15 protein-coding genes are annotated in these 20039 nt (G+C 72.7%); 6 read left to right on the top strand and 9 right to left on the bottom strand.

Going from position 1 to position 20039, the window contains the following annotated elements; translation table 11 throughout:
• Positions 1 to 104 precede the first annotated feature (104 nt).
• A complete protein-coding gene (locus ACIBK5_RS21920; protein WP_399021552.1) occupies positions 105 to 995 on the top strand; it encodes a DUF3152 domain-containing protein in 891 nt (296 codons plus the stop codon).
• 23 nt (positions 996 to 1018) lie between these two features.
• Here the strand turns inward: ACIBK5_RS21920 and ACIBK5_RS21915 are convergent, their stop codons facing one another.
• Genes ACIBK5_RS21915 through ACIBK5_RS21905 form a run of 3 tightly spaced genes read right to left on the bottom strand, consistent with a single transcriptional unit; the run spans position 1019 to position 4064 of the window.
• Entirely contained in the window at positions 1019 to 2299 is a 1281-nt protein-coding gene (locus ACIBK5_RS21915) for an ABC transporter substrate-binding protein (RefSeq protein ID WP_399021551.1), read from the bottom strand.
• Entirely contained in the window at positions 2299 to 3132 is an 834-nt protein-coding gene (locus ACIBK5_RS21910; protein ID WP_399021550.1) for a carbohydrate ABC transporter permease, read from the bottom strand. The genes ACIBK5_RS21915 and ACIBK5_RS21910 overlap by 1 nt, the downstream gene beginning before the upstream one ends.
• Positions 3129 to 4064, bottom strand: a complete 936-nt coding sequence (locus tag ACIBK5_RS21905) for a carbohydrate ABC transporter permease (protein WP_399021549.1) — start codon at positions 4062 to 4064, stop codon at positions 3129 to 3131. Before ACIBK5_RS21905 ends, ACIBK5_RS21910 begins: the two co-directional genes overlap by 4 nt.
• A 168-nt stretch (positions 4065 to 4232) precedes the next feature.
• Between ACIBK5_RS21905 and ACIBK5_RS21900 the strand changes: the two genes are divergently transcribed.
• Positions 4233 to 5096 carry a phosphotransferase enzyme family protein gene (locus tag ACIBK5_RS21900; protein ID WP_399021548.1) on the top strand — a complete coding sequence of 288 codons (864 nt, stop codon included), beginning with the start codon at positions 4233 to 4235 and terminating at the stop codon, positions 5094 to 5096.
• Between the two features lie 19 nt (positions 5097 to 5115).
• On the opposite strand, the gene ACIBK5_RS21895 is transcribed toward ACIBK5_RS21900, so the two are convergent.
• From ACIBK5_RS21895 to ACIBK5_RS21880, 4 genes are all read right to left on the bottom strand, one after another.
• On the bottom strand, positions 5116 to 5838 hold the full coding sequence (locus ACIBK5_RS21895) for a 3'-5' exonuclease (protein WP_399021547.1): 723 nt from the start codon (positions 5836 to 5838) through the stop codon (positions 5116 to 5118).
• 152 nt (positions 5839 to 5990) lie between these two features.
• Entirely contained in the window at positions 5991 to 7232 is a 1242-nt protein-coding gene (locus ACIBK5_RS21890) for an SAV2148 family HEPN domain-containing protein (protein ID WP_399021546.1), read from the bottom strand.
• A gap of 114 nt (positions 7233 to 7346) precedes the next feature.
• Positions 7347 to 8666 carry a copper amine oxidase gene (locus tag ACIBK5_RS21885; protein WP_399021545.1) on the bottom strand — a complete coding sequence of 440 codons (1320 nt, stop codon included), beginning with the start codon at positions 8664 to 8666 and terminating at the stop codon, positions 7347 to 7349.
• A 40-nt stretch (positions 8667 to 8706) separates the two neighbouring features.
• The gene (locus ACIBK5_RS21880; protein ID WP_399021544.1) at positions 8707 to 9519 is read right to left on the bottom strand and encodes a Tat pathway signal sequence domain protein; all 813 of its coding nucleotides are present in this window, start codon (positions 9517 to 9519) and stop codon (positions 8707 to 8709) included.
• Positions 9520 to 9701: 182 nt separating this feature from the next.
• Here ACIBK5_RS21880 and glgX point away from each other — a divergent pair, with 182 nt between their 5' ends.
• Together glgX and treY are read left to right on the top strand one after the other, a co-directional pair.
• Complete coding sequence (glgX, locus tag ACIBK5_RS21875) at positions 9702 to 11861, top strand: glycogen debranching protein GlgX (RefSeq protein WP_399021543.1); 2160 nt, start codon at positions 9702 to 9704, stop codon at positions 11859 to 11861.
• 126 nt (positions 11862 to 11987) lie between these two features.
• Positions 11988 to 14357 carry a malto-oligosyltrehalose synthase gene (gene treY / locus ACIBK5_RS21870; RefSeq protein WP_399021542.1) on the top strand — a complete coding sequence of 790 codons (2370 nt, stop codon included), beginning with the start codon at positions 11988 to 11990 and terminating at the stop codon, positions 14355 to 14357.
• 267 nt (positions 14358 to 14624) lie between these two features.
• Here the strand turns inward: treY and ACIBK5_RS21865 are convergent, their stop codons facing one another.
• Positions 14625 to 15575: a LysR family transcriptional regulator gene (locus tag ACIBK5_RS21865; protein ID WP_399021541.1), complete on the bottom strand. Its 951-nt coding sequence runs from the start codon at positions 15573 to 15575 to the stop codon at positions 14625 to 14627.
• An 83-nt stretch (positions 15576 to 15658) separates the two neighbouring features.
• Between ACIBK5_RS21865 and lpdA the strand changes: the two genes are divergently transcribed.
• Together lpdA and ACIBK5_RS21855 are read left to right on the top strand one after the other, a co-directional pair.
• Positions 15659 to 17125: a dihydrolipoyl dehydrogenase gene (gene lpdA / locus ACIBK5_RS21860; RefSeq protein WP_399021540.1), complete on the top strand. Its 1467-nt coding sequence runs from the start codon at positions 15659 to 15661 to the stop codon at positions 17123 to 17125.
• A gap of 174 nt (positions 17126 to 17299) precedes the next feature.
• A complete protein-coding gene (locus ACIBK5_RS21855; protein WP_399021539.1) occupies positions 17300 to 18550 on the top strand; it encodes a M14 family zinc carboxypeptidase in 1251 nt (416 codons plus the stop codon).
• Positions 18551 to 18563: 13 nt separating this feature from the next.
• On the opposite strand, the gene ACIBK5_RS21850 is transcribed toward ACIBK5_RS21855, so the two are convergent.
• Positions 18564 to 19892, bottom strand: a complete 1329-nt coding sequence (locus ACIBK5_RS21850; RefSeq protein ID WP_399021750.1) for a M14 family zinc carboxypeptidase — start codon at positions 19890 to 19892, stop codon at positions 18564 to 18566.
• Between the last annotated feature and the right edge of the window lie 147 nt (positions 19893 to 20039).

The raw sequence follows: 20039 nt of genomic DNA, 5'->3' as shown, positions 1-20039 counted from the left end.
TCCTGTTACCGGATGATCACACAGGCCTCCCGGTATATCTTCGTAATCTTTCCGTTATCATTCGCGCCATGTTCGATCACATGACCCTCGCAATCTGAACGACCATGACCGCGCACTCCACACCTCCGTCCCGCAGCCGCCGCAGGAACGGCGGACCTTCGCACTCCGCCGGGCGGCGCGGCCGAAAGGGCCCGCTGTTAGCGGGCCTGTCCGCGCTGGCGCTGCTCGGAGCAGCCGGAATCGCGGCGCTGGAATGGACGTCGGCGAAGCCCGGAGGAACGGCGGCGGAGTCCGGCGCGGGCCCCGCGACCGAACCCGCGCCTGACTCCCCGGCCACCACCACCCCGGCCAGGCCCCTCACGCCCTCGGACCCGTCCTCCCCGACCGCCTCGCCCTCCCCCTCCGCCTCCCCCTCCGTACGGCCGGAGATCCCGGCCACGGGCCCCGGCACCTTCACCGTCGCCCCCGGCTCGGGCACCGGGGCGGGGCAGGGCAGGACCCTGCGCTACCGGGTCGAGGTCGAGGACGGCATCGACCTGTCCGCCCCGGACGTCGCCGAGCAGGTGGAGGACGTCCTGGCCGACCGGCGTGGCTGGACGGCGGACGGCCGTTCGGCGTTCCGGCGGGTGTCGAGCGGGCCGACCGACTTCGTCGTGAAGGTCGCCACCGCCGGGACCGTGGACAAGATCTGCGGACAGTTCGGCCTGGACACCGGCGGCGAGGTCAACTGCAACGTCGCCAAGAACGTCATGGTCAACCTCAAGCGCTGGCTCCTGGCGACTCCCGTCTACGCCAAGGACGTCAAGGCCTACCGGGCCCTCATCATCAACCACGAGGTCGGCCACTTCCTCGGCCACGGCCATGTCGGCTGCCCCGGCCCCGGCAAGCCGGCCCCCGCGATGATGCAGCAGATCAAGGGCATGCGCGGCTGCGCGCCCAACGTCTGGCCCTACGACGAGCAGGGCCGGTACCTCACGGGCCCCGCCGTGCCTTGAACGGAGCCGGACCGGCGACGCCGTCAGCGCTGATAGCGGGCCAGCACCAGGTTGCCGTCCTCCTCCAGCCGTTCGCGCAGCTCGCCGAGTCCGATGGCTCCGCTGTAGTACTCCTGCAGGGCCGGGGTCGCCACCTTGTCCTTCCACTCGGGGTAGCCCCGCACCGTCTGCGCGGGCGCCGGACGCAGCTGCCCGGCGAGGGCGGTACCGGTGGCCCAGCCGTGCTCGGACGACCGCAGGGCCGGGTCGCCCAGCGCCTTGACGCCGGTGGGCAGCATCCAGTCGCCGAGGGCGAGACGGACCATGTTGGGCGGTCTGAGGAGGAAGTCGATGAAGGCGGCGGCCTCCTTCTTGTGCGGGCAGTCCTCGGCGACCGAGAGGGTCTGCGGGCTGACGCCCTGGGTGAGCCCACCGGCACCGGCCGGGGCGGGCAGCACCTGCCATTCGAAGCCCTTCGGCGCCTGCTGCACGATCTGCTGACGGTAGGAGAAGCCGAGCGGGACCATCGCGTATCTCCCGCCGAAGAAGCCGGGCAGGGTGTCGGAGCCACCGCTGCCCAGGGTCGTGGGCGAGGCGCTGCGGTCGGTGCCGACCTGCCTCTCGATGGTGCGCGGCACCACCTGGTCGGCCTCCCCGAACCGGACCGTCACCTTGCCGTCCGCCCCGCGGTGGAAGAGCTGTCCGCCCGCCGACAGGGAGAGGTTGAGCGTGGCGGAGACGGGCTCCTTCAGCGGCCAGGCGATGCCGTACTTCCCCCGGCCGCTGAGGCGTTCGGTGACCCGGCGGAACTCGGCCCAGCTCCACGGCTTCTCCGGGCTGGGGATCCGCACCCCGGACTGCCGGAGCCACTTCGCGTTGGCGATCAGCACCCGTGGCTCCTGGAGGAACGGCACGCCGTAGATGCCGTCCCCGAAGGTGGTCGTCTCCCAGCTGCGCCGCGGGATGTCCGACTTCAGCCGCGCGGGCAGCAGGCCGGTGAGATCGGCCAGGTAGCCGCCGTAGGCGAAGTCCGCCAGGTCGTCGGAGGCGTCGTGGATGATGTCGGGTGCCTCGCCGCCCTCGAAGGCGGTGAGGAGCTGGTCGTGGACGCTGTCCCAGGAGCCCTGGACGTACTCGACCCGGACGTCCGGGTGCGTGGCGTTCCACTCCTTCACCAGCGCCTTGTTGGCCTCGACGGACTCCTCCTGCCAGGCCAGGGACTGGAAGCGCAGGGTGATCCGGCCGTCGTCGCGGGTGCCCCCGGAGGAGCAGCCGGCGAGGAGCAGCAGCAGGGCCAGGATCAGGGCCGGCGGACGGGCGCGCATCAGCTCTTCACCGCCCCGGTGAGCATGCCGCCGGTGATCCGCCGCTGGATGAGGGCGAAGACGACCAGCGAGGGCAGCGTCGCGAGGAACGCGGCGGCCGCGAGCGGGCCGAGGTCGGCGACGCCCTCGGCCCCGATGAAGTGGGTGAGCACCACCGGCAGGGTCTGTTTCTCCGGGGTCTTGAGCAGCACCAGCGCGAAGAAGAACTCGTTCCACGCGGTGATGAACGCGAACAGGCCCGTCGCCACGATGCCCGGCGCGAGCAGCGGCGCCGTCACCGACACCAGCGTCCGCATCCGGCCGGCCCCGTCGACCGCGGCGGCCTCCTCCAACTCGGGCGGCACGGCGCGCACATACCCGGCGAGCATCCACAGCGCGAAGGGCAGCGCCCACACCACGTACACCAGCACGAGACCCGGCACGGAGTTGATCATTCGGAGGTTCTTCAGCACGAGGAACAGCGGGATGATCAGCAGCACGAACGGGAACGCCTGGCTGACCACCACCCAGCCCGTCACCGCCTTCGCCAGCCGGGTGCGCCGCCGGGCGACGACATACGCCATGGGCGTCGCGATCAGTACGGCGATGACCGCCGCCGCGAGCGCGGCGACGAGGGAGTTGAGGGCGGCGTGCAGCAGCGGCTGTTCGTCGAAGGCCTGCCGGAAGTTGGCGAGGGTGGGGTCCTCCGGGATCCACGTCGGATGCAGACTGCCCAGCTCGCGCGGCGGCTTGAACGCGGTGGAGACCAGCCAGAGGAACGGGAAGGCGAGGAAGACGAGGTAGGCGAGCAGCGCGGTGTACTGGCCGACGCGGGCCGGAGCGGAGGTCCTCACGCGTCGTCACCTCCCCTGAGGCGGCCGGCGAGGAAGACGGCCAGCGCGATCGAGATCACGGCCACCATCACGCAGCCCATCGCCGCCGCGTAGCCGAACTGCCCGTAACGGAAGGCCTCTTCGTAGGCGAAGAGCATCGGCAGTCGGGTCCGGCCGCCGGGGCCGCCGTTGGTGAGTACGTAGACCAGGGCGAACGAGTTGAAGTTCCAGATCAGGTTGAGCGCGGTGATGGCGAGGGCGATCGGTCTGAGGGCGGGCCAGGTGACCGTGCGGAAGCGGCGCCAGGCACTCGCCCCGTCGACCGCCGCCGCCTCGTGCAGTTCGCGCGGGGTGTTCTGCAGCCCGGCGAGCAGCGCCACCGTCGTCTGCGGCATGCCCGCCCAGACGCCGACGAGGATCACGGCGGGCAGGGCGGTCGCCAGCCCGCTGAGCCAGTCGCGGCCGTCGCCCAGGCCGACATCGCGCAGGGTCTCGTTGAGGATGCCCGCGTCCGGGTTGTAGACGAGCCGCCACATGATGCCGACGACGACCTCGGGCATGGCCCACGGGATGATCGCCAGGGCACGGGCCAGCCAGCGCAACCGCAGGTCCTGGTTGAGCAGCAGGGCGAGGCCCAGCGCGAGCAGGAACTGCGGCACGGTCACCCCGACCGCCCACACCAGCCCGATCCGGAACGACTCCCAGAACAGCGTGTCGTGCAGCAGGTCCCGGAAGTTGAGGCCGCCGATCCACTGCGTGGGCTCGGTACGGCCCGACTGGGCGTCGGTGAAGGCCAGCAGGATCCCGTACAGCAGCGGGCCGACGCTGAGGACGAGGATGGGGATCAGGGCGGGCAGCACCAGGAACCAGGCGCCGTGGTCCACGGCCCGGCGGGGCCGGGCCCGGCCCGGTGCCGGATCGGCCGGCTTCCTCACCTCGGTCACCGACGTCACGGCATCAGCCCCTTCGCACAGCTCGGACGGGCCAGGTCATGGTCGTGAAGGCGGCTCGCCTCGTCAAGGCACCGCGCACACGGTCCCACCTGTGCGAATGGGAGACTGGCGGGCGGATGGCCGGAACCCGACGGCGACGCGCAAGGACCTGGACGGCGGAGGCGGACGATGGACGAGGCACGGGCGCGGGACGTACTGGCCGCGGCGGACGTGCCGGGCGGCGCGGCCCGCGAGGCGCGGCTGCTGGCGCTGGGCGAGAACGCGGTGTTCGCCGCCGGCGACCTGGTCGTCAAGGTCGGCCGTGACGCCGAGCTCCTCGACCGGGCGCGCCGCGAACTGGACGTCGCGGTGTGGCTCGCGGAGGCGGGCGTGCCCGCGGTGCGGGCGGCCGAGCCGAAGGCGCTGCTGGTCGAGGGGCACCCGGTGACGGTGTGGCACCGGCTGCCCGATGCCGTACGGCCCGCCGAGCCGCGGGATCTGGCCGAACTGCTGCGGGTCGTGCACGCCACGCCTCTTCCTCCTTTCGAACTGCCGGCCCGCGATCTGCTGGGCGGTGTGGAACGCTGGCTGCGGCTCGCCGGCGATGCGGTCGACCCCGCGGACGCGGCGTATCTGCGCGAGCGGCGGGACGGCTTCGCCGCGGCGGCCGCCGCACTGACGCCGCGGCTGCCGCCCGGGCCGATCCACGGCGACGCGCTGCCCCGCAATGTGCATGTCGGCCCGGACGGGCCGGTTCTGGTCGACCTGGAGACGGTCTCGTCCGACCTGCGCGAGCACGATCTGGTGGTGATGGCGCTGTCCCATGACCGGTACGGGCTCGCGGACGAGGCGTACGGGTCCTTCACCGCGACGTACGGGTGGGACGTCCGGGAGTGGGACGGATGCACGGTGCTGCGCGGCGCCCGCGAGACGGCCAGTTGTGCGTGGGTGGCCCAGCACGCGCCGGTCAACCCGAAGGCGCTGGCCGAGTTCGAGCGGCGGGTGGCGTCGTTGCGGGAGGGCGACGAGACGGTGCGGTGGTATCCGTTCTGAGGGCCGGGGGCCCGCCGGGTCAGACCGGCTCGTCCGCCAGCTCCCGCAGAGGCCATGCCCCGTCCACCACGGCGGTCGCGTCACCCTTGCCACGCAGGAAGTTCTGGAAGTCCGCCGCCCATTCCGCGTACCACTCGATCTGCCGGTGGTGCAGGTCCGCCGGGCCCAGGCTCGCGATCTTGGGGTGGCGGTCGGCTATCGCACCGGCCAGCCGGGCCGCGGCCAGGGCGTCGGCCGTGGCGTCGTGGGCGGAGTCGAGGACCACGCCGTACTCCGAGCAGACCGCTTGGAGGTTGCGCTTGCCGCGGCGGTAGCGGTCGACCCAGCGGTCGATGGTGTACGGGTCGATGACCGGGGCGGGATCCACGCCGCCCAGGCGGTCGCGCAGGGACGGCAGTCCGTACCGCAGCAACTCGGCGGAGAGCAGGGTCAGGTCGAAGGCCGCGTTGTAGGCGACGACCGGCACGCCCGACTTCCAGTAGGAGGTGAGGACGTCGGCGAGGGCGTCCGCCACCTGGTCGGCCGGTCTGCCCTCGGCCGCCGCGCGTTCATTGCTGATGCCGTGCACCGCCACCGCGTCCTCGGGGATGGGCACCCCCGGGTCGGCCAGCCACTCCCGGCGCCCCAGCGGCTCCCCGTCCCTGACCTCGATCACGGCCCCCGTGACGATGCGCGCCTCGCGCGGATCGGTGCCCGTCGTCTCCAGGTCGAAGCCGATCAGCAGCTCCCGGTGCCAGCCCATGGGCGGTCCCCCTTCTTGTGGTGCGTCCCCCGGTGGTGTCCCCCAGTGGTCTCCACCTTCGCATGCACCACTGACAATCCGAGGAGCGCGTTCCGCTTACGCCCGGCGGCGGCCGGGTGAACCGGCACAACCGCCCCACAGCGGGGCACCGTTCACGACACCGGCCGCGAATCCGCCCACATCACCTCGAACTCCTCGCGGTAGGTGGGAAAGAGGCCGCTTTCGTCGATCTCGCCCGGCTTGACCGTCTTGCTGCCGTTGCGCAGCACGAACACCGGCGCCTCCATGCCGCGGGTCCGGCGCAGATAGTTCTGCACGACCGCGATGCCGTCCGCCCCGTCGCCGTCGACCAGATACGCCGTGAAGCGGGGCGTCTCGTCGAAGACCTGGATCTCGAAGGCGCCCGGGTCACGCAGCCGGGCGCGCACCCGGCGCATGTGCAGGATGTTCATCTCGACGGCCCGGCTGAGCTCGCCGCGCTTGATGCCCAGTTCGCGCTCGCGCCGCTTGACCGCGCTGGAGGCCGGGTTGAGGAACAGCAGCCGCACCCGGCAGCCCGACTCGGCCAGCCGCACCAGCCGGCGGCCGGAGAAGTTCTGCACGAGCAGGTTGAGGCCTATGCCGATGGCGTCGAGGCGGCGGGCGCCGCCGAAGATGTCCTCGGCCGGGAACTGGCGCATCAGCCGCACCCGGTCCGGGTGGACGGCGACCACGTCGGCGTACCGGTCGCCGACCAGGTCCTCGACGGCGTCGACGGGCAGCCGGCGTGCCGACGGCACGTCACCGTCCGCGCCGAGCATCTCCAGCAGCCGGGCCGAGGCGCGCTCGGCCTGGTTCAGGACGGCCTCGGACAGGGCCCGGTTGCGGGAGACGACGTTCCGGGTGACCTCCAGCTCGTCCAGGGCGAGCTCGACGTCCCGGCGGTCGTCGAAGTAGGGCTCGAAGCAGGGCCAGTGCTGCACCATCAGCTCGCGCAGCTGCGGCAGGGTGAGGAAGGACAGGACGTTGTCGTCGGCCGGGTCGAGCAGATAGCCCTTGCGGCGGCTGACCTCGCGTACGGCGACGGCGCGCTGCACCCATTCCTGCCCGGCGGGCCCGGCGGCGGCCACCACCCAGTCGTCGCCGTGGACGGGTTCGTAGATGGGCCGCAGTACGGCGGCGACGACAGCGCGCAGCCGCTGTTCGACGAGGTTCAGCCAGATGTAGGCGCGGCCGGCCCGCTGGGCGCGGGTGCGCACCTCGCGCCAGGCGTCGGCGCCCCAGTCCAGTTCCGGGCCGATCGAACCCGTCGCGTCCATCGGCCGCGCCAGGGACACGGCACCGGTCGGGACGTCTGTGGAGTTCCCCTCGTGACCCTCGTCACCAGGGGGCAGCTCCAGCCCTCCCGAGCCCACCCGCGCACCGCCTTCCGCTCCCCCGAGCCTCCCGAGGGGCCTGGCCCCACCCAACGATCAAGGAAGGGTACTCCGGGAGCGGTCGGCGGTGCAGCCGGATGGACAGGCTGATTCTCAACTACGCGGCTGCCAGTGCCCGTTCTGCCAGCCGAGCTCGGCCGGAGTGAGCGGATTCATGGCCGTGACGTCGCGCGGGGCGATGGAGAAGCCCTGCCAGTGGACGGGCATGGGCTGCTGGTCCTCGTCCCGGGCTATGTGGTGGAAGCCGATGTTCGTCCAGACCACCGGGTGCTTGAGTGCCTGCCCGTTCACCCACTTGTCGACGGAGTCACCGGCTCCGGCACCGCAGTCGCCGGGGTTGTGGCTGGCGAACAGCTCGCACTTGTTGTACTGGGTGAAGTACACGTCGTGCTTGGTGTAGCTGCGGCCCGGGTACTTGGTCGTCGGGCCGGGGACGATCTCGTAGGAGCGCGGGTGCCCGTCCTTGTTCTTGCCGGTCGCGCTGACCACACGCCACCAGCGGTAGTTCTTGCTGTCCCCGGCGAGTTCCTTGGTGACCTTGGTGCGGGTCGTCCTGGTGCTCGGGGCGCGCTGGCCGGCGGCCGGGGCGGTGACGGTCGAGTCGTACTGCTCGATCTTGTTGGCGGTGGAGCCGTCGAGGGCGAAGTCGAGCCGCCAGAAGGCGTTGTGGCTGTGGCTGGTGGCCTTGGCGGCGGCACCCTTGCCGATCGGCCAGCCGCGGCCGTCCCCGGCGTCGTAGTCGTCCCACGACAGGCTGCCGGTGGCGCCGACGTTCATGGTGATCGTGCCGTCGTCCTGGAAGCGCCACTCGGTCATGTACTCGTACCAGCCGACCTGGTTCACGGTATAGACGAGCAGGTCCTTGCCCTGGGCCTGGTAGACCTTGTTCGCGGTGTCGCCCTGCATACGGTAGGCGTGGCCGCGGGAGCGGGTGGTGGTGCACAGCCCCTTGACGTTCGGGTCCTCGTTCCAGGAGTCCGGGACCTTGACCGTCTTGATGGTGCCGCCGGGGCACTCGCCGGGCGCCAGGTTCATCAGGCCCTGGGCGAAGTCGAACCCGGTCAGGTCGTCGTACTCGATGTTGCCGTCGTCGTACGGGACGTGGATCTGGCCGAGCCTGGCGCTGTTGAGGACCTTGATCGGCTTGGTTTCGCCCTTGGGCTGGTACGAGATGTTCTCCAGGACGAGGCCGGCCTTGCCGTCGTAGCGCCAGCACATCCGCCAGGTCGTGCCGGAGGAGAGCTTCTGCTCGATGCGGTGGGCGGCGCCGCAGTAGGGCGCTGCCGCCGCCGGGGCGGCCTTCGGCTGGGCGGTGGCGGGTCCGGCGCCCGCCGTGAGGCCGGCGGCGAGCGTGGCCACGGTCAGGCCCACTGCGGCCCGGGTGCGGACCTTGCTGTGTCTGTTCACGAGCATGACGAGATGACTCCCTGACAGTGAGAGCGAGGAGGGCGGGTCAGCGGTCGAGCCGGGCGGCCTTGCGGGCGCTCAGGTCGATCACGATCGACCTCGCGTCGACCCAGGGCCCGTTCTTGATCTTCGGGAACAGCCGGACGCAGCGGTGCTCGCCACAGCGGTCGAGCACGGCGGGCTGGGCGTCCGGCGCGGCCCGGTAGACGGCGCCGCTGAGCTGCAGCTGGTCCGGGGAGGTGAGCTCCTTGCCGGTGGCGTCCCGGTAGTCGGCCTTCAGGCCCGCGCCCAGCGGGTCGGCGATCAGCAGCCTGGCCGCCTCGGCCTTCTCGTCGCCGCTCAGGGGCGGCTGGACACCGCGCTGGGTACTGGTCCGTACCACCTTGCCGGTACCGAGGTCGACGGTCCTGGTGACGAGGGTGTCGTCCCGGTAGTCGTAGAACGTCACGTCGGCGCGCCGCGGCGCGTTCGGGTCGCCGACCTCGTCGGCCTCCGGTTCGGCGAGATCGACGCCGAGACGCTGCGGGCCGCGCTCCCCGTCGACGCCCTCACTGTCCTGGAGCAGCTGCCGGTTCAGGGCGATCTTCGCGACCCGCTCCGTCTCGTCGTCGGTCAGCGGGTCGCGGCCCGTGCCCTTCTCCCCTTCGGCGGGCGCCTCCTCCACCACCCCCGGCGCCACGGCCCGGTCCGCGCCGGACGCCTGCTGTCCGGACCGCCCCGCCTGTGCCGCACTGGTTCCCGTGTCGTCCGCCCCTGCCGTGCCCGGCAGCGTGATCCCCACCATCACGGCGGTCCCGGCCACGGCGATGGCCGTACCGGCCACCAGCTTGCCTAAATGACGGTGCACTGTCTTGCGCACATCATCCCCTTACTCCCCCCAACAGCCCCGGGAGTATCTTTTTGCCCCACTGATTCGGCATACCGCGTATGCACTGGTCATTCGGTAAGAGGGACATAAGTCATAGGAGGTTCCCTCACTTTCGGGGAGACTCGGGGCCAAGGCGTCCCCACCGGCGCCGCACACCTGAAAGAGTCGTATCCATGCAGGTCTGGCCTGGAGAGGCGTATCCACTCGGTGCCACGTACGACGGCGCCGGTACCAACTTCGCGGTCTTCACGGAGGCCGCGGACCGAGTAGAGCTGTGTCTGCTGCACGACGACGGCTCGGAGACGGCGATCGAGCTCCGGGAGAGCGACGCGTTCGTACGGCACGCGTACGTGCCGGGCATCATGCCGGGACAGCGGTACGGGTTCCGGGTGCACGGCCCGTACGCCCCGGAGCGCGGGCTGCGCTGCAACTCGGCGAAGCTGCTGCTCGACCCGTACGCGCGCGCGATCAGCGGTTCGATCGGCTGGGGCGAGGAGGTGTACGGCTACCACTTCGACGAGCCCGACCGGCGCAACGACCTGGACTCGGCACCGCACACGATGACGTCGGTCGTGGTCAACCCGTACTTCGACTGGGGCGACGACCGGCTCCCGCGCACCGGGTACCACCACACGGTGATCTACGAGGCCCATGTCAAGGGCCTCACCATGCGGCACCCGGGCCTGCCGGAGGAGCTGCGCGGCACCTACGCGGCCCTCGCCCACCCGGCGGTCATCGAGCATCTCACCGAGCTCGGGGTCACGGCCCTGGAGCTGATGCCCGTACACCAGTTCGTGAACGATCACCGCCTGGTCGACATGGGCCTGAACAACTACTGGGGCTACAACACGATCGGCTTCTTCGCCCCGCACAACGCCTACGCGTCCTGGGGCGACCGGGGCCAGCAGGTCCTGGAGTTCAAGTCGGCGGTGAAGGCGCTGCACGAGGCCGGGATCGAGGTGATCCTCGACGTGGTCTACAACCACACCGCCGAGGGGAACCACCTGGGCCCGACGCTGTCCTTCAAGGGCCTGGACAACTCGCGCTACTACCGGCTCACCGACGACCCCCGCTACTACATGGACACGACAGGGACAGGGAACTCCCTGCTCATGCGGTCCCCGCACGTGCTCCAGCTGATCATGGACTCGCTGCGGTACTGGGTCACGGAGATGCATGTCGACGGGTTCCGCTTCGACCTCGCCGCGACGCTGGCCCGGCAGTTCCACGAGGTGGACCGGCTGTCGTCGTTCTTCGACCTGGTGCAGCAGGACCCGGTGGTCTCGCAGGTGAAGCTGATCGCCGAGCCGTGGGACGTGGGCGAGGGCGGCTACCAGGTGGGGAACTTCCCGCCGCTGTGGACCGAGTGGAACGGCAAGTACCGGGACACCGTGCGCGACCTGTGGCGGGGCGAGCAGCGCACCCTCGCGGAGTTCGCCTCACGGCTGACCGGCTCGTCCGACCTGTACCAGGACGACGGCCGGCGCCCGCTGGCCTCCATCAACTTCGTGACCTGCCACGACGGCTTCACGATGCACGACCTGGTGGCCTACAACGACAAGCACAACCACGCCAACGGCGAGGACAACCGGGACGGCGAGAGCCACAACCGGTCCTGGAACTGCGGGGCCGAGGGCGAGACCGACGACCCGGACGTGCGGCGGCTGCGGGCCCGGCAGATGCGGAACTTCATCGCGACGCTGATGCTGTCCCAGGGCGTGCCCATGATCAGCCACGGCGACGAGTTCGCCCGCACCCAGCGCGGCAACAACAACGCGTACTGCCAGGACAACGAACTGGCCTGGGTCGAGTGGCCGGAGGAGGACGAGGCCGGTGAGGACGGTGAGGACGGTGAGGTCTCCGAGGGGAGCCTGAGCCGGCAGCTGCTGGCCTTCACACGCGCGATGGTGTGGCTGCGCCGGGACCACCCGGTCTTCCGCAGACGGCGCTTCTTCCACGGCCGGCCCGTGGAGGGCACGCACGACGACCTGTCCGACATCGCCTGGTTCACTCCTGAGGGCCGGGAGATGACCCAGCGGGACTGGGACTCGGCGCGGGCGTCGGCGCTGACGGTGTTCCTCAACGGCAACGCGATCTCCGAGCCGGGCGCGCGCGGGGAGCGCATCTCCGACGACTCGTTCCTGCTGATGTTCAACGCCTCGCCGAAGACGCTGGAATTCGTGGTGCCGGTCGACCACGGGCGGCAGTGGCAGGTCGTGGTCGACACGGCCCGCGCCGACGGTGTGCCGCCGGACACCGGCGAGAAGGTGCAGGCCGGGGACCGGCTGACCCTGACGGACCGGAGCCTCACGGTGCTCCAGCGGCCTGTGTAGCCGCCCGCGCGGCCTCGCCTCGCGAGGGCGGCGCGTCGTCCGGGAAGAGCCACTCGTCCGGGCGACGCGCGGCGCACCCGGCGTGGGCGATGACACGAACGGCGGCGGGGCGGGTACGTACGGGTCATGACACCTGAGCGTCCTGACCCGGTGGTACCCACGGCCACGTACCGGCTGCAGTTGCAGCCCGACTTCCCCTTCGGGGCCGCGGCGGCCGTGGTGCCGTACCTGGCCTCGCTCGGCGTCTCGCATCTGCATCTGTCCCCCGTCCTGGAGGCCGTGCCGGGATCGACGCACGGCTACGACGTCGTCGACCACGCGCGCGTGCGGGCGGAGCTGGGCGGCGAGGAGGGGCTGCGGGCACTGTCCCGCACGGCGCGTGAGCACGGGCTCGGCCTGGTGGCGGACATCGTCCCGAACCACATGGCCATGGCCCCGCGCCACAACCGCGCCCTGTGGGAGGTGCTGCGCGAGGGCCCCAAGTCGCCGTACGCGCGCTGGTTCGACATCGACTGGGAGGCACAGGACGGCCAGGTGCTGCTGCCGGTGCTCGGCGGGCCGCTGGGCGAGGTGCTCGGGGAACTGCGTGTCGACGGTGACGTCCTGCGCTACTACGACCATGTGTTCCCGCTGCGCGACGGCACCGAGGACCTGCCGCTGCCGCAGCTGCTGGACGCGCAGTGGTACCGCCCGGTGTGGTGGCGGCTGGCCCGGACCGAGCTCAACTACCGGCGGTTCTTCAGCATCTCGGAGCTGATCGGGGTGCGGGTGGAGGACCCGGAGGTGTTCGAGGCCACCCACGGCAAGATCCTCCAGTTGCTGCACGAGAGTGTGATCGAGGGGCTGCGCGTCGACCACCCCGACGGTCTCGCCGACCCCGACGGCTACCTCAGGCGGCTGCACGAGGCGACCGGCGGCCGCTGGACGGTCGTGGAGAAGATCCTGGCCGACGGTGAGCACCTGCCGGCGTCCTGGCCCGTCGCGGGGACCACCGGCTACGACGCCCTGCGGCACGTGGACGGGCTCTTCACGGACCCGGCCGGGTTCGGGGACCTCCTGGGGCAGTACCGGCGGTTCGCGGCCCCGCAGACGGACCGGGGCGGGCAGTGGGAGGCGACGGTGCGGCGGGCGGCGTACAAGGTCCTCACGCACGAGCTGGCCACGGAGATGGACCGGCTGACCCGGGTGGCGGGCCGGCTGTGCGCGACCTCGCCGGAGCCCGCCCTGCGCGACCGCGCGCCCTGGGCGCTGCGCACGGCGCTCCAGGAGCTCCTGGTGCGCATGGACGTCTACCGGCCCTACGAGTCGGGCGACGCCGCGTCCGTGGTCACCGAGGCGGCCGCGGCCGAGGCCCGGCAGGCCTTCGCGGTGCCCGAGGAGGCGGGCGCGGTGGACGTCGTACGGGACCTGGTGCTGGGGCGGTACGGCGACGGGCCCGCGCAGGTGGAGTTCCGGACCCGGTTCGCGCAGACCTCGTCGGCGCTGCGGGCGAAGTCCGTGGAGGACACGGCGTTCTACCGGTACGTGCCGCTGCTGTCGGCGACCGAGGTGGGCGGGAATCCGGGCGCTCCCGCGCTGTCGCCGGAGGAGTTCCACGCCTACTGCGCGCGCGTGCAGCGCGACTGGCCGGTGGGCGGGACGGTCGCCTCGACGCACGACACCAAGCGCAGCGGCGATGTCCGGGCGGCGCTGAACGTGCTCACCGAGTGCCCCGACCGCTGGGCGGACGTCCTCGCCGAGGTGACGCGCACCGGCGAGGGCGTGCCGGACGCGCAACTGGCGTGGGCGGCCTGGCAGACGGTGTTCGGTCTTGGCCCGGAGCCGGGGCCGCCGGAGCGGGTGCAGGGGGCGTTGCTGAAGCATGTGCGCGAGGCGGGCCTGTACACGAGCTGGACCGAGCAGGAGCCGCCGTACGAGGAGGCGGTGGCGCGGTTCGTGGCGGCCGGGCCGTGCGGGGCGCCCGCCGAGCGGGTGGCGGCCTTCCGGGAGGCGCTGGAGCCGCACATCCGGGCGAACGTGCTGGGCGCGGCCCTGGTCCAGCTGACGATGCCGGGCGTTCCGGACGTCTACCAGGGGACGGAGGCCGAGTACCGGGCGCTGGTCGACCCCGACAACCGGCGGGCGGTGGGTTTCCCGCCCGAGGAGTCCGGCGGGATCTCCGGGCAGAAGGCCGCGGTGACCCGCGCGGCCCTGGCGCTGCGGGGACGGCGGCCCGACGCCTTCGGCGACACGGCGACGTACGCGCCGCTGACCGCCGAGGGCCCCGCGGCGGCCCACTGCACGGCGTTCGTCCGCTCCGGCGAGGTGCTCACGGCCGTGACGCGGCTGTCGCTACGGCTGGCCGAGGCGGGCGGCTGGCGGGACACCCGGCTGCCGCTGCCGCCGGGACGCTGGGCGGATGTGCTGGAACCGGGGCGCGAGTTCACGGGCCACGCACGCGGGGAGGAGCTCTTCGCGGTGCTGCCGGTGGCTTTGCTGGAACGGGTCGGCGAGTGAGGCGGGGCTGACCGCGGCGGGGCATGGCAGGCGGGCGCGCCGGGCAGGGCAAGCGAGCGTGGCTGGGCGCGGCAGGGCAGGGCACGCGCGCGTGGTGGGACACCGGGGCGGCTCCGGACACGCGCTGATGGCGTGGCGCCGCACGCGTGCGTGGTGGGCCATCCGGGGCCGTGCCGCCGCGCGGCAAGGTCACCCCGGCCCGCGGACGTGCCCTCGCATGCCCCGCGCCCCGCGCCCGGCGCCCGGCGCCCGGCGCCCGGCGCGCGCTCAGGCGACCACCGGGCCGGCCTCGGGGCAGTCCTCGTACGCGCGCAGCGGTGCGGTGGGAGCCGGTCGCGGGTGGGGCCATGCCGTGCGCAGCAGGTCGATGAAGGCCGCTGCCGCGCCCGTCGGGGGCACGCGGGCGAAGACCGTCAGCGTGCGCTTCCAGGGCGGTTCATGGGCCAGGACGACACAGTCCTCACCGACCGCGTCGCGTACGAGGTGGGAGGGCACGGCGCAGACACCGACCCCGGCGGCCGCCATCCGTACCGCCGTGGAGCTGTGCTCGGTGAACACGGCGGTACGCGGCGTGAAACCGGCCCGGCCGCAGGCCCAGTCGAGGAACCGTTCGCCCTGGACGACGGGTTCCATGGCGCAGCGCACCCAGGGCCGGTCGGCGAGCTCGGGCAGCGTCACCGTCGTCCGGCCGGCGAAGCGGTCGTCGAAGGGCACGACCAGGACGATGTCCTCCTCGCCGACCGCCACGACGGTGCCGGGCCAGCCGGCGGGTGCCGGGCCGACGGCGAGGTCGGCGGTGCCCCGCTCGACCTGTTCCTCCAGGGCCTCGGAGGAGGCGTACTCGTGCAGGTGCAGCAGGACGCGCGGGTGGGCGGCGCGCCAGCGGGCGAACACCTCCGGGAGGACGCCGACCGCTACGGAGTGGACGGCGGCGATGTGCAGTTCGCCGCCCTCGGCGCCGGCTGCGGCGCGGGCCGCGCGGCGGGCCTGGGCGGCGCTGCGCACGGCGAGCTCGGCGTGCGGCAGGAAGGCCCGCCCCATCGGGGTCAGGCGCACGCCGCGTGGCAGGCGCTCCAGGAGCGCACCGCCGACCGAGCGTTCCAGGGCCTTGATCTGGTGGGAGAGCGCGGGCTGCGAGACATGCAGAACCTCCGCCGCTCGGGTGAAGGAGGCCTCCTCGACGACCGTCACGAAGTACTCCATCTGCCGCAGGCTCAAGACCCCTCCCATAAACGCCCTGCATCGGTTCCACAAGAACATTGCCTTGGACTCATGACAAGGGGCGGGCAGAGGCTGAGGGCATGAACTCATCGGACGTCAACCCATGGGACGTCAACCCGTCGGACGTCAACTCGCCGGACGTCATCGTCATAGGCGGCGGCACCGGCGGTTACAGCACCGCCCTGCGTGCCGCCGCTCTCGGTCTCGACGTCGTGCTCGTCGAGCGGGACAAGGTCGGCGGGACGTGTCTGCACCGCGGCTGTATCCCGAGCAAGGCGATGCTGCACGCGGCCGAACTCGTCGACGGCATCGCGGAGGCGCGTGAGCGCTGGGGGGTGAAGGCGACCCTGGACGCCGTCGACTGGCCGGCGCTGGTGGCCACGCGCGACGACATCGTGGCCCGCAACCACCGGGGCGTGGAGGCCCATCTCGCCCATGCGGGCGTGCGGGTGGTGAGGGGCAGCGCCCGGCTGACGGGGCCGCGTTCCGTGCGGGTGGAGGACGCTGCCGCCGGCCAGGGCGCGTGGGGCTTCACCGCCCGCCGCGGCATCGTGCTCGCTACCGGCTCACGCCCGCGCGCGCTCCCGGGGCTCGAGCCGGACGGCCGGCGCGTGGTGACCAGCGACGACGCCCTCTTCGCGCCCGGCCTCCCGGCGTCCGTGCTGGTGCTCGGGGGCGGCGCGATCGGCGTGGAGTACGCCTCGTTCCACCGTTCTCTGGGCGCGGAGGTCACCCTGGTCGAGGCCGCCGAACGGATCGTCCCGCTGGAGGACGCCGACGTGAGCCGTCATCTGACCCGCGGTCTGAAGAAGCGCGGCATCGACGTCCGGCCCGGCGCCGGGCTCCTGGACGCCGAGGTCCTCGACGACGGCGTACGCGCACGGGTGCGCACCGCCCGGGGCGAGACGGTGACGGTCGAGGCGGAGCGGCTGCTGGTGGCGGTCGGGCGGGCCCCGGTCACCGACGGCCTGGACGTGGCCGCCGCGGGCCTCACCACGGACGAGCGGGGTTTCGTCGTGCCGGCCGACTGGGACCGGCTGGAGACGGCCGTGCCCGGGATCCACGTCGTGGGCGACCTGCTGCCGCCGCCATCGCTCGGACTGGCCCACGCGTCCTTCGCGGAAGGGCTGCTGGTGGCGGAGACCCTGGCAGGAGTGCCGTCCCCGCCCGTGGACTACGCGGCCGTGCCCCGTGTCACGTACTCGTCGCCGCAGACCGCGGCCGTGGGGCTGAGCGAGGCCGAGGCACGCGCGCGTGGCCACGACGTGGTGGCGAACAGCATGCCGCTGACCGCCGTCGCGAAGGGCATGGTGCACGGCCGGGGCGGGATCGTGAAGGTCGTCACCGAGGCGGGCGGCGAGCGCGTGCTGGGCGTGCACCTGGTGGGCCCGCACGTGTCGGAGATGATCGCCGAGAGTCAGCTGATCGTCGGCTGGGACGCCGAACCCTCCGACGTGGCCCGGCACGTCCACGCGCACCCGACCCTGTCCGAGGCGGTCGGCGAGGTGTTCCTGACCCTGGCCGGACGCGGGCTCCACCAGCAGTGACACCACGCGGGTGACGCCACGCCCTCAGCAGGGGCCACACACCGTTCACGGCGCCCGCCGCACACCCGCCGTCGGTGCTTCCGGGCGCCCCCTGGAGGCTCCCCGGCCAGGCCCTTGACACCGCACCATGGCCGTGGGGTACTGCGACTGCGAACTCGGGCGGATGTGACGGGGGTGAGTGTCCTGCCGGAGCTGCGCTACCCGACGGTGACCGAACTGGTCTCTGCTGCCCGGGCGTTGGCCGCCCACCGCCCCGGAGTGTGCACCCTGCGGCAGGTGGGTGCCTCGCGGGCCGGCAGACCTCTGCACCTGCTGTCCGTGGGCCGCGCCCGCCGAGCCGTACTGGTGGTCGCCGGCGCCCACGCCAACGAGCCGACCGGCTCCTGCACGCTGCTCGCGCTCGCCCGGCGGGTGCTGGCCGAGCGGGAGTTGCGGGACGGCATGTCCTGGCACTTCCTGCTGTGCGCGGACCCCGACGGGGCGAGCCTGCATGTGACGCCGGCGCCGCGCAGCCTGTTCGACTACCACCTCGGTTTCTTCCGTCCCGCGGGCCCGGAGCAGCCGGAGTGGGCGCCGTCCGTGCTGCCGCCCGACCGGCTGCCGCCCGAGACCCTGGCCCTGACCGGCGTCATCGACGAGCTGCGGCCCTACCTCCAGGTGACCCTGCACGGCACGGACCTGGGCGGCAGCTGGGTGCAGCTGACGAAGGACGTGCCCGGTCTCGCAGAGCCGTTCGCCAAGTCCGCTGCGGAGCTGCACATCCCGGTGGAGACCGGTGCCTCGGACGCCGCGGGCTGGCCGGCCTCCGGTCCGGGGGTGCATGTGATGCCCGCGCCCGGGATCGGCCCCGCGTACCCGAGCCTGCCCGACGACGCGCGGCACAGCACCTGGTTCCACGCCCATCGGTACGGCGGTCTGACCGCGGTGGTCGAGGTGCCGATGTGGGCGAGCGATCTGGTGGACGACCCGCATCCGCATCCGGCTCCGGCGGCGGCGATCGGCCGGCTGGCACGGCGGTTGCAGCGCGACGCGCTGGAGGTGACGCGTGTGCTCGACGGCGCGCTGCCCCGGCTGGCGGACCTGGACGGGCCGCTGCTGCGGGCCGCCAAGTGGGGTCTGGAGCTGGTGCCCGGGCTGGCCGCCGACCTGGTGCACACCCCGCCCGCCGACCGCACCATGGCGTACGTCGGCAGTGTGGACGCGTTCGTGCGGCGGGTTCCGCTGCGGGCGGCGGCCATGCTGCTGCGGGTGCTGCGCGGGACCGACGACCGGGCGGCCAAGCAGCTCGAGGAACTCGTCGCGACCTGGAGCGACGCTTTCGCGGAACGTTTCCGCGCCCGCTGGGTGCCCTTGGAGCACCAGGTCGAGCACCAGTCCCGCACGGTGGTCGCGGCGGCGCTGCACGCGCGCGAGGGGGCGTCGTAGGCCCCTGCGGCGTTCAGTCGCGCCGCGTCGGCACCGCCGCCCCGGGCTCCCGAACACCTGTGTGCCGCGCGGCCAGCTCGAAGGCGGAGAGCACCACGCGTGTCTGGTACTCCGCCTGGCGTGCCACCGGGATCCAGCGCGCCCCACAGCCGTCGCGGTAGTCGGCGCACCACTCGTCGATCAGCCGGTCCAGCTCCGGCAGGGCCCCGGCCGGGTCGCGGCCCGCCGCCCGCACGAGCTGATGCAGCAGCCCCGCGGTGCGCAGCACCAGCCGTCGCCCGGAGATGCGCAGGGCCGCCAGGTGGGCGGTGGTCAGGGGCGGGAGGGGGCGGGCCGCGCCGTGGCCGGTCTCGGGATCCCAGGCGTCGGCCAGGCCGGGGCAGACCAGTAAATAGTCGTCGACCGGGGCGAGCAGACGCGCCGCTTCGGGCACGACGGCCAGGTGCGGGCGGATCCGGGCCAGCAGCTGCCGCAGCAGCCCCGTGTCATGGCGCAGGGCGCGGCTGACGGCCCGTAGCACCGCGTCCTGGCCGGCGGGCGGGGAGCCGTCCGACACGGCCGCCACGCCCCACATGGGCGCCTCGACGACCGCGGTGACGGTGCCGTGCCCGTGCGGGTGGAACCACGTCGACTCGACGGCCGCCTCCGTGATGGCCGCGGCGAGGCCGGCCCGGCGCGGCGGCGGGATGCGGTAGACGGCGGGTCCGAGCCCCGGCCAGTACAGGGCGTCGTACGCACCTAGTTCGCGGGGGATGCCGAGCCGGGCGGCGATGTGGGCGAGGCGCGGGGCGAGGCCGGGCAGGTCGCGGGTGAGCTCGACGAAGCCGCCGCCGATGTCCACGCCGTGCAGCGAGCACTGGAGGAACGGGCGCAGCTCGTCCTGGACGGCGAGCAGCGCACGGGTCTCGGGCAGGGCGGCGCCGGCCGCGCCGTCGGGCAGCCATTCGGGCTGTTCCAGGAAGCCGGGCCGGAAGAAGTTCCGGAAGTACTGGCCGAGGGTGTACGGGCCGGTGAGCCAGCCCTCGTTGCGGCGCAGCCCGTCCGGGTCGAGGCAGAGCAGCAGGTTCCAGGTGGCGTCGGCGCCCTCGGTGAGCCGCGCGTCGGCCAGGGCACGCTCGGCCAGGCGCAGCACGGTGGCACCGCCCACGGGTTCGTTGGCGTGCGGGCCGGCGACGACGAGGGCCTGGCGGCTGCCGTGGCCGACGGAGAGCAGCCACAGGGGGGTGCCCGCGCGGGACGTGCCGATCCGGCGCAGCCGGGCGTCACGGGGATGGCGGGCGACGAGGGCGGCGGCCCGTGCGCCCAGTTCGTCGACGGTCGGATAGCGCGGGAGGGGCGGCAGGGCACACCTCCCCCATGCGATGCCGTCGGTTCACCAGGTGTAGATGGCGTACGCACAGTGAGTCACGACTTCAGGGGTACGTCAACAGCACGGACGGCAACGGGATTTGAGCCACCCTGGCGGACCGGCAGCCGACAACTCCCAGGC

Source organism: Streptomyces sp. NPDC050546, assembly GCF_044457425.1.
GTDB lineage: Bacteria > Actinomycetota > Actinomycetes > Streptomycetales > Streptomycetaceae > Streptomyces.
The sequence above is the reverse complement of the archived record's forward strand: the minus strand, read 5'-3'. Positions and strand labels throughout refer to the sequence as shown.

Excerpts from the sequence above, each read along its gene's own strand:
- ACIBK5_RS21900 (WP_399021548.1), top strand. The coding sequence starts at position 4,233 with ATGGACGAGGCACGGGCGCGGGACGTACTGGCCGCGGCGGACGTGCCG.
- ACIBK5_RS21915 (WP_399021551.1), bottom strand. The coding sequence starts at position 2,299 with ATGCGCGCCCGTCCGCCGGCCCTGATCCTGGCCCTGCTGCTGCTCCTC.
- ACIBK5_RS21895 (WP_399021547.1), bottom strand. The coding sequence starts at position 5,838 with ATGGGCTGGCACCGGGAGCTGCTGATCGGCTTCGACCTGGAGACGACG.
- ACIBK5_RS21920 (WP_399021552.1), top strand. The coding sequence starts at position 105 with ATGACCGCGCACTCCACACCTCCGTCCCGCAGCCGCCGCAGGAACGGC.
- ACIBK5_RS21885 (WP_399021545.1), bottom strand. The coding sequence starts at position 8,666 with ATGCTCGTGAACAGACACAGCAAGGTCCGCACCCGGGCCGCAGTGGGC.
- glgX (WP_399021543.1), top strand. The coding sequence starts at position 9,702 with ATGCAGGTCTGGCCTGGAGAGGCGTATCCACTCGGTGCCACGTACGAC.
- treY (WP_399021542.1), top strand. The coding sequence starts at position 11,988 with ATGACACCTGAGCGTCCTGACCCGGTGGTACCCACGGCCACGTACCGG.
- lpdA (WP_399021540.1), top strand. The coding sequence starts at position 15,659 with ATGAACTCATCGGACGTCAACCCATGGGACGTCAACCCGTCGGACGTC.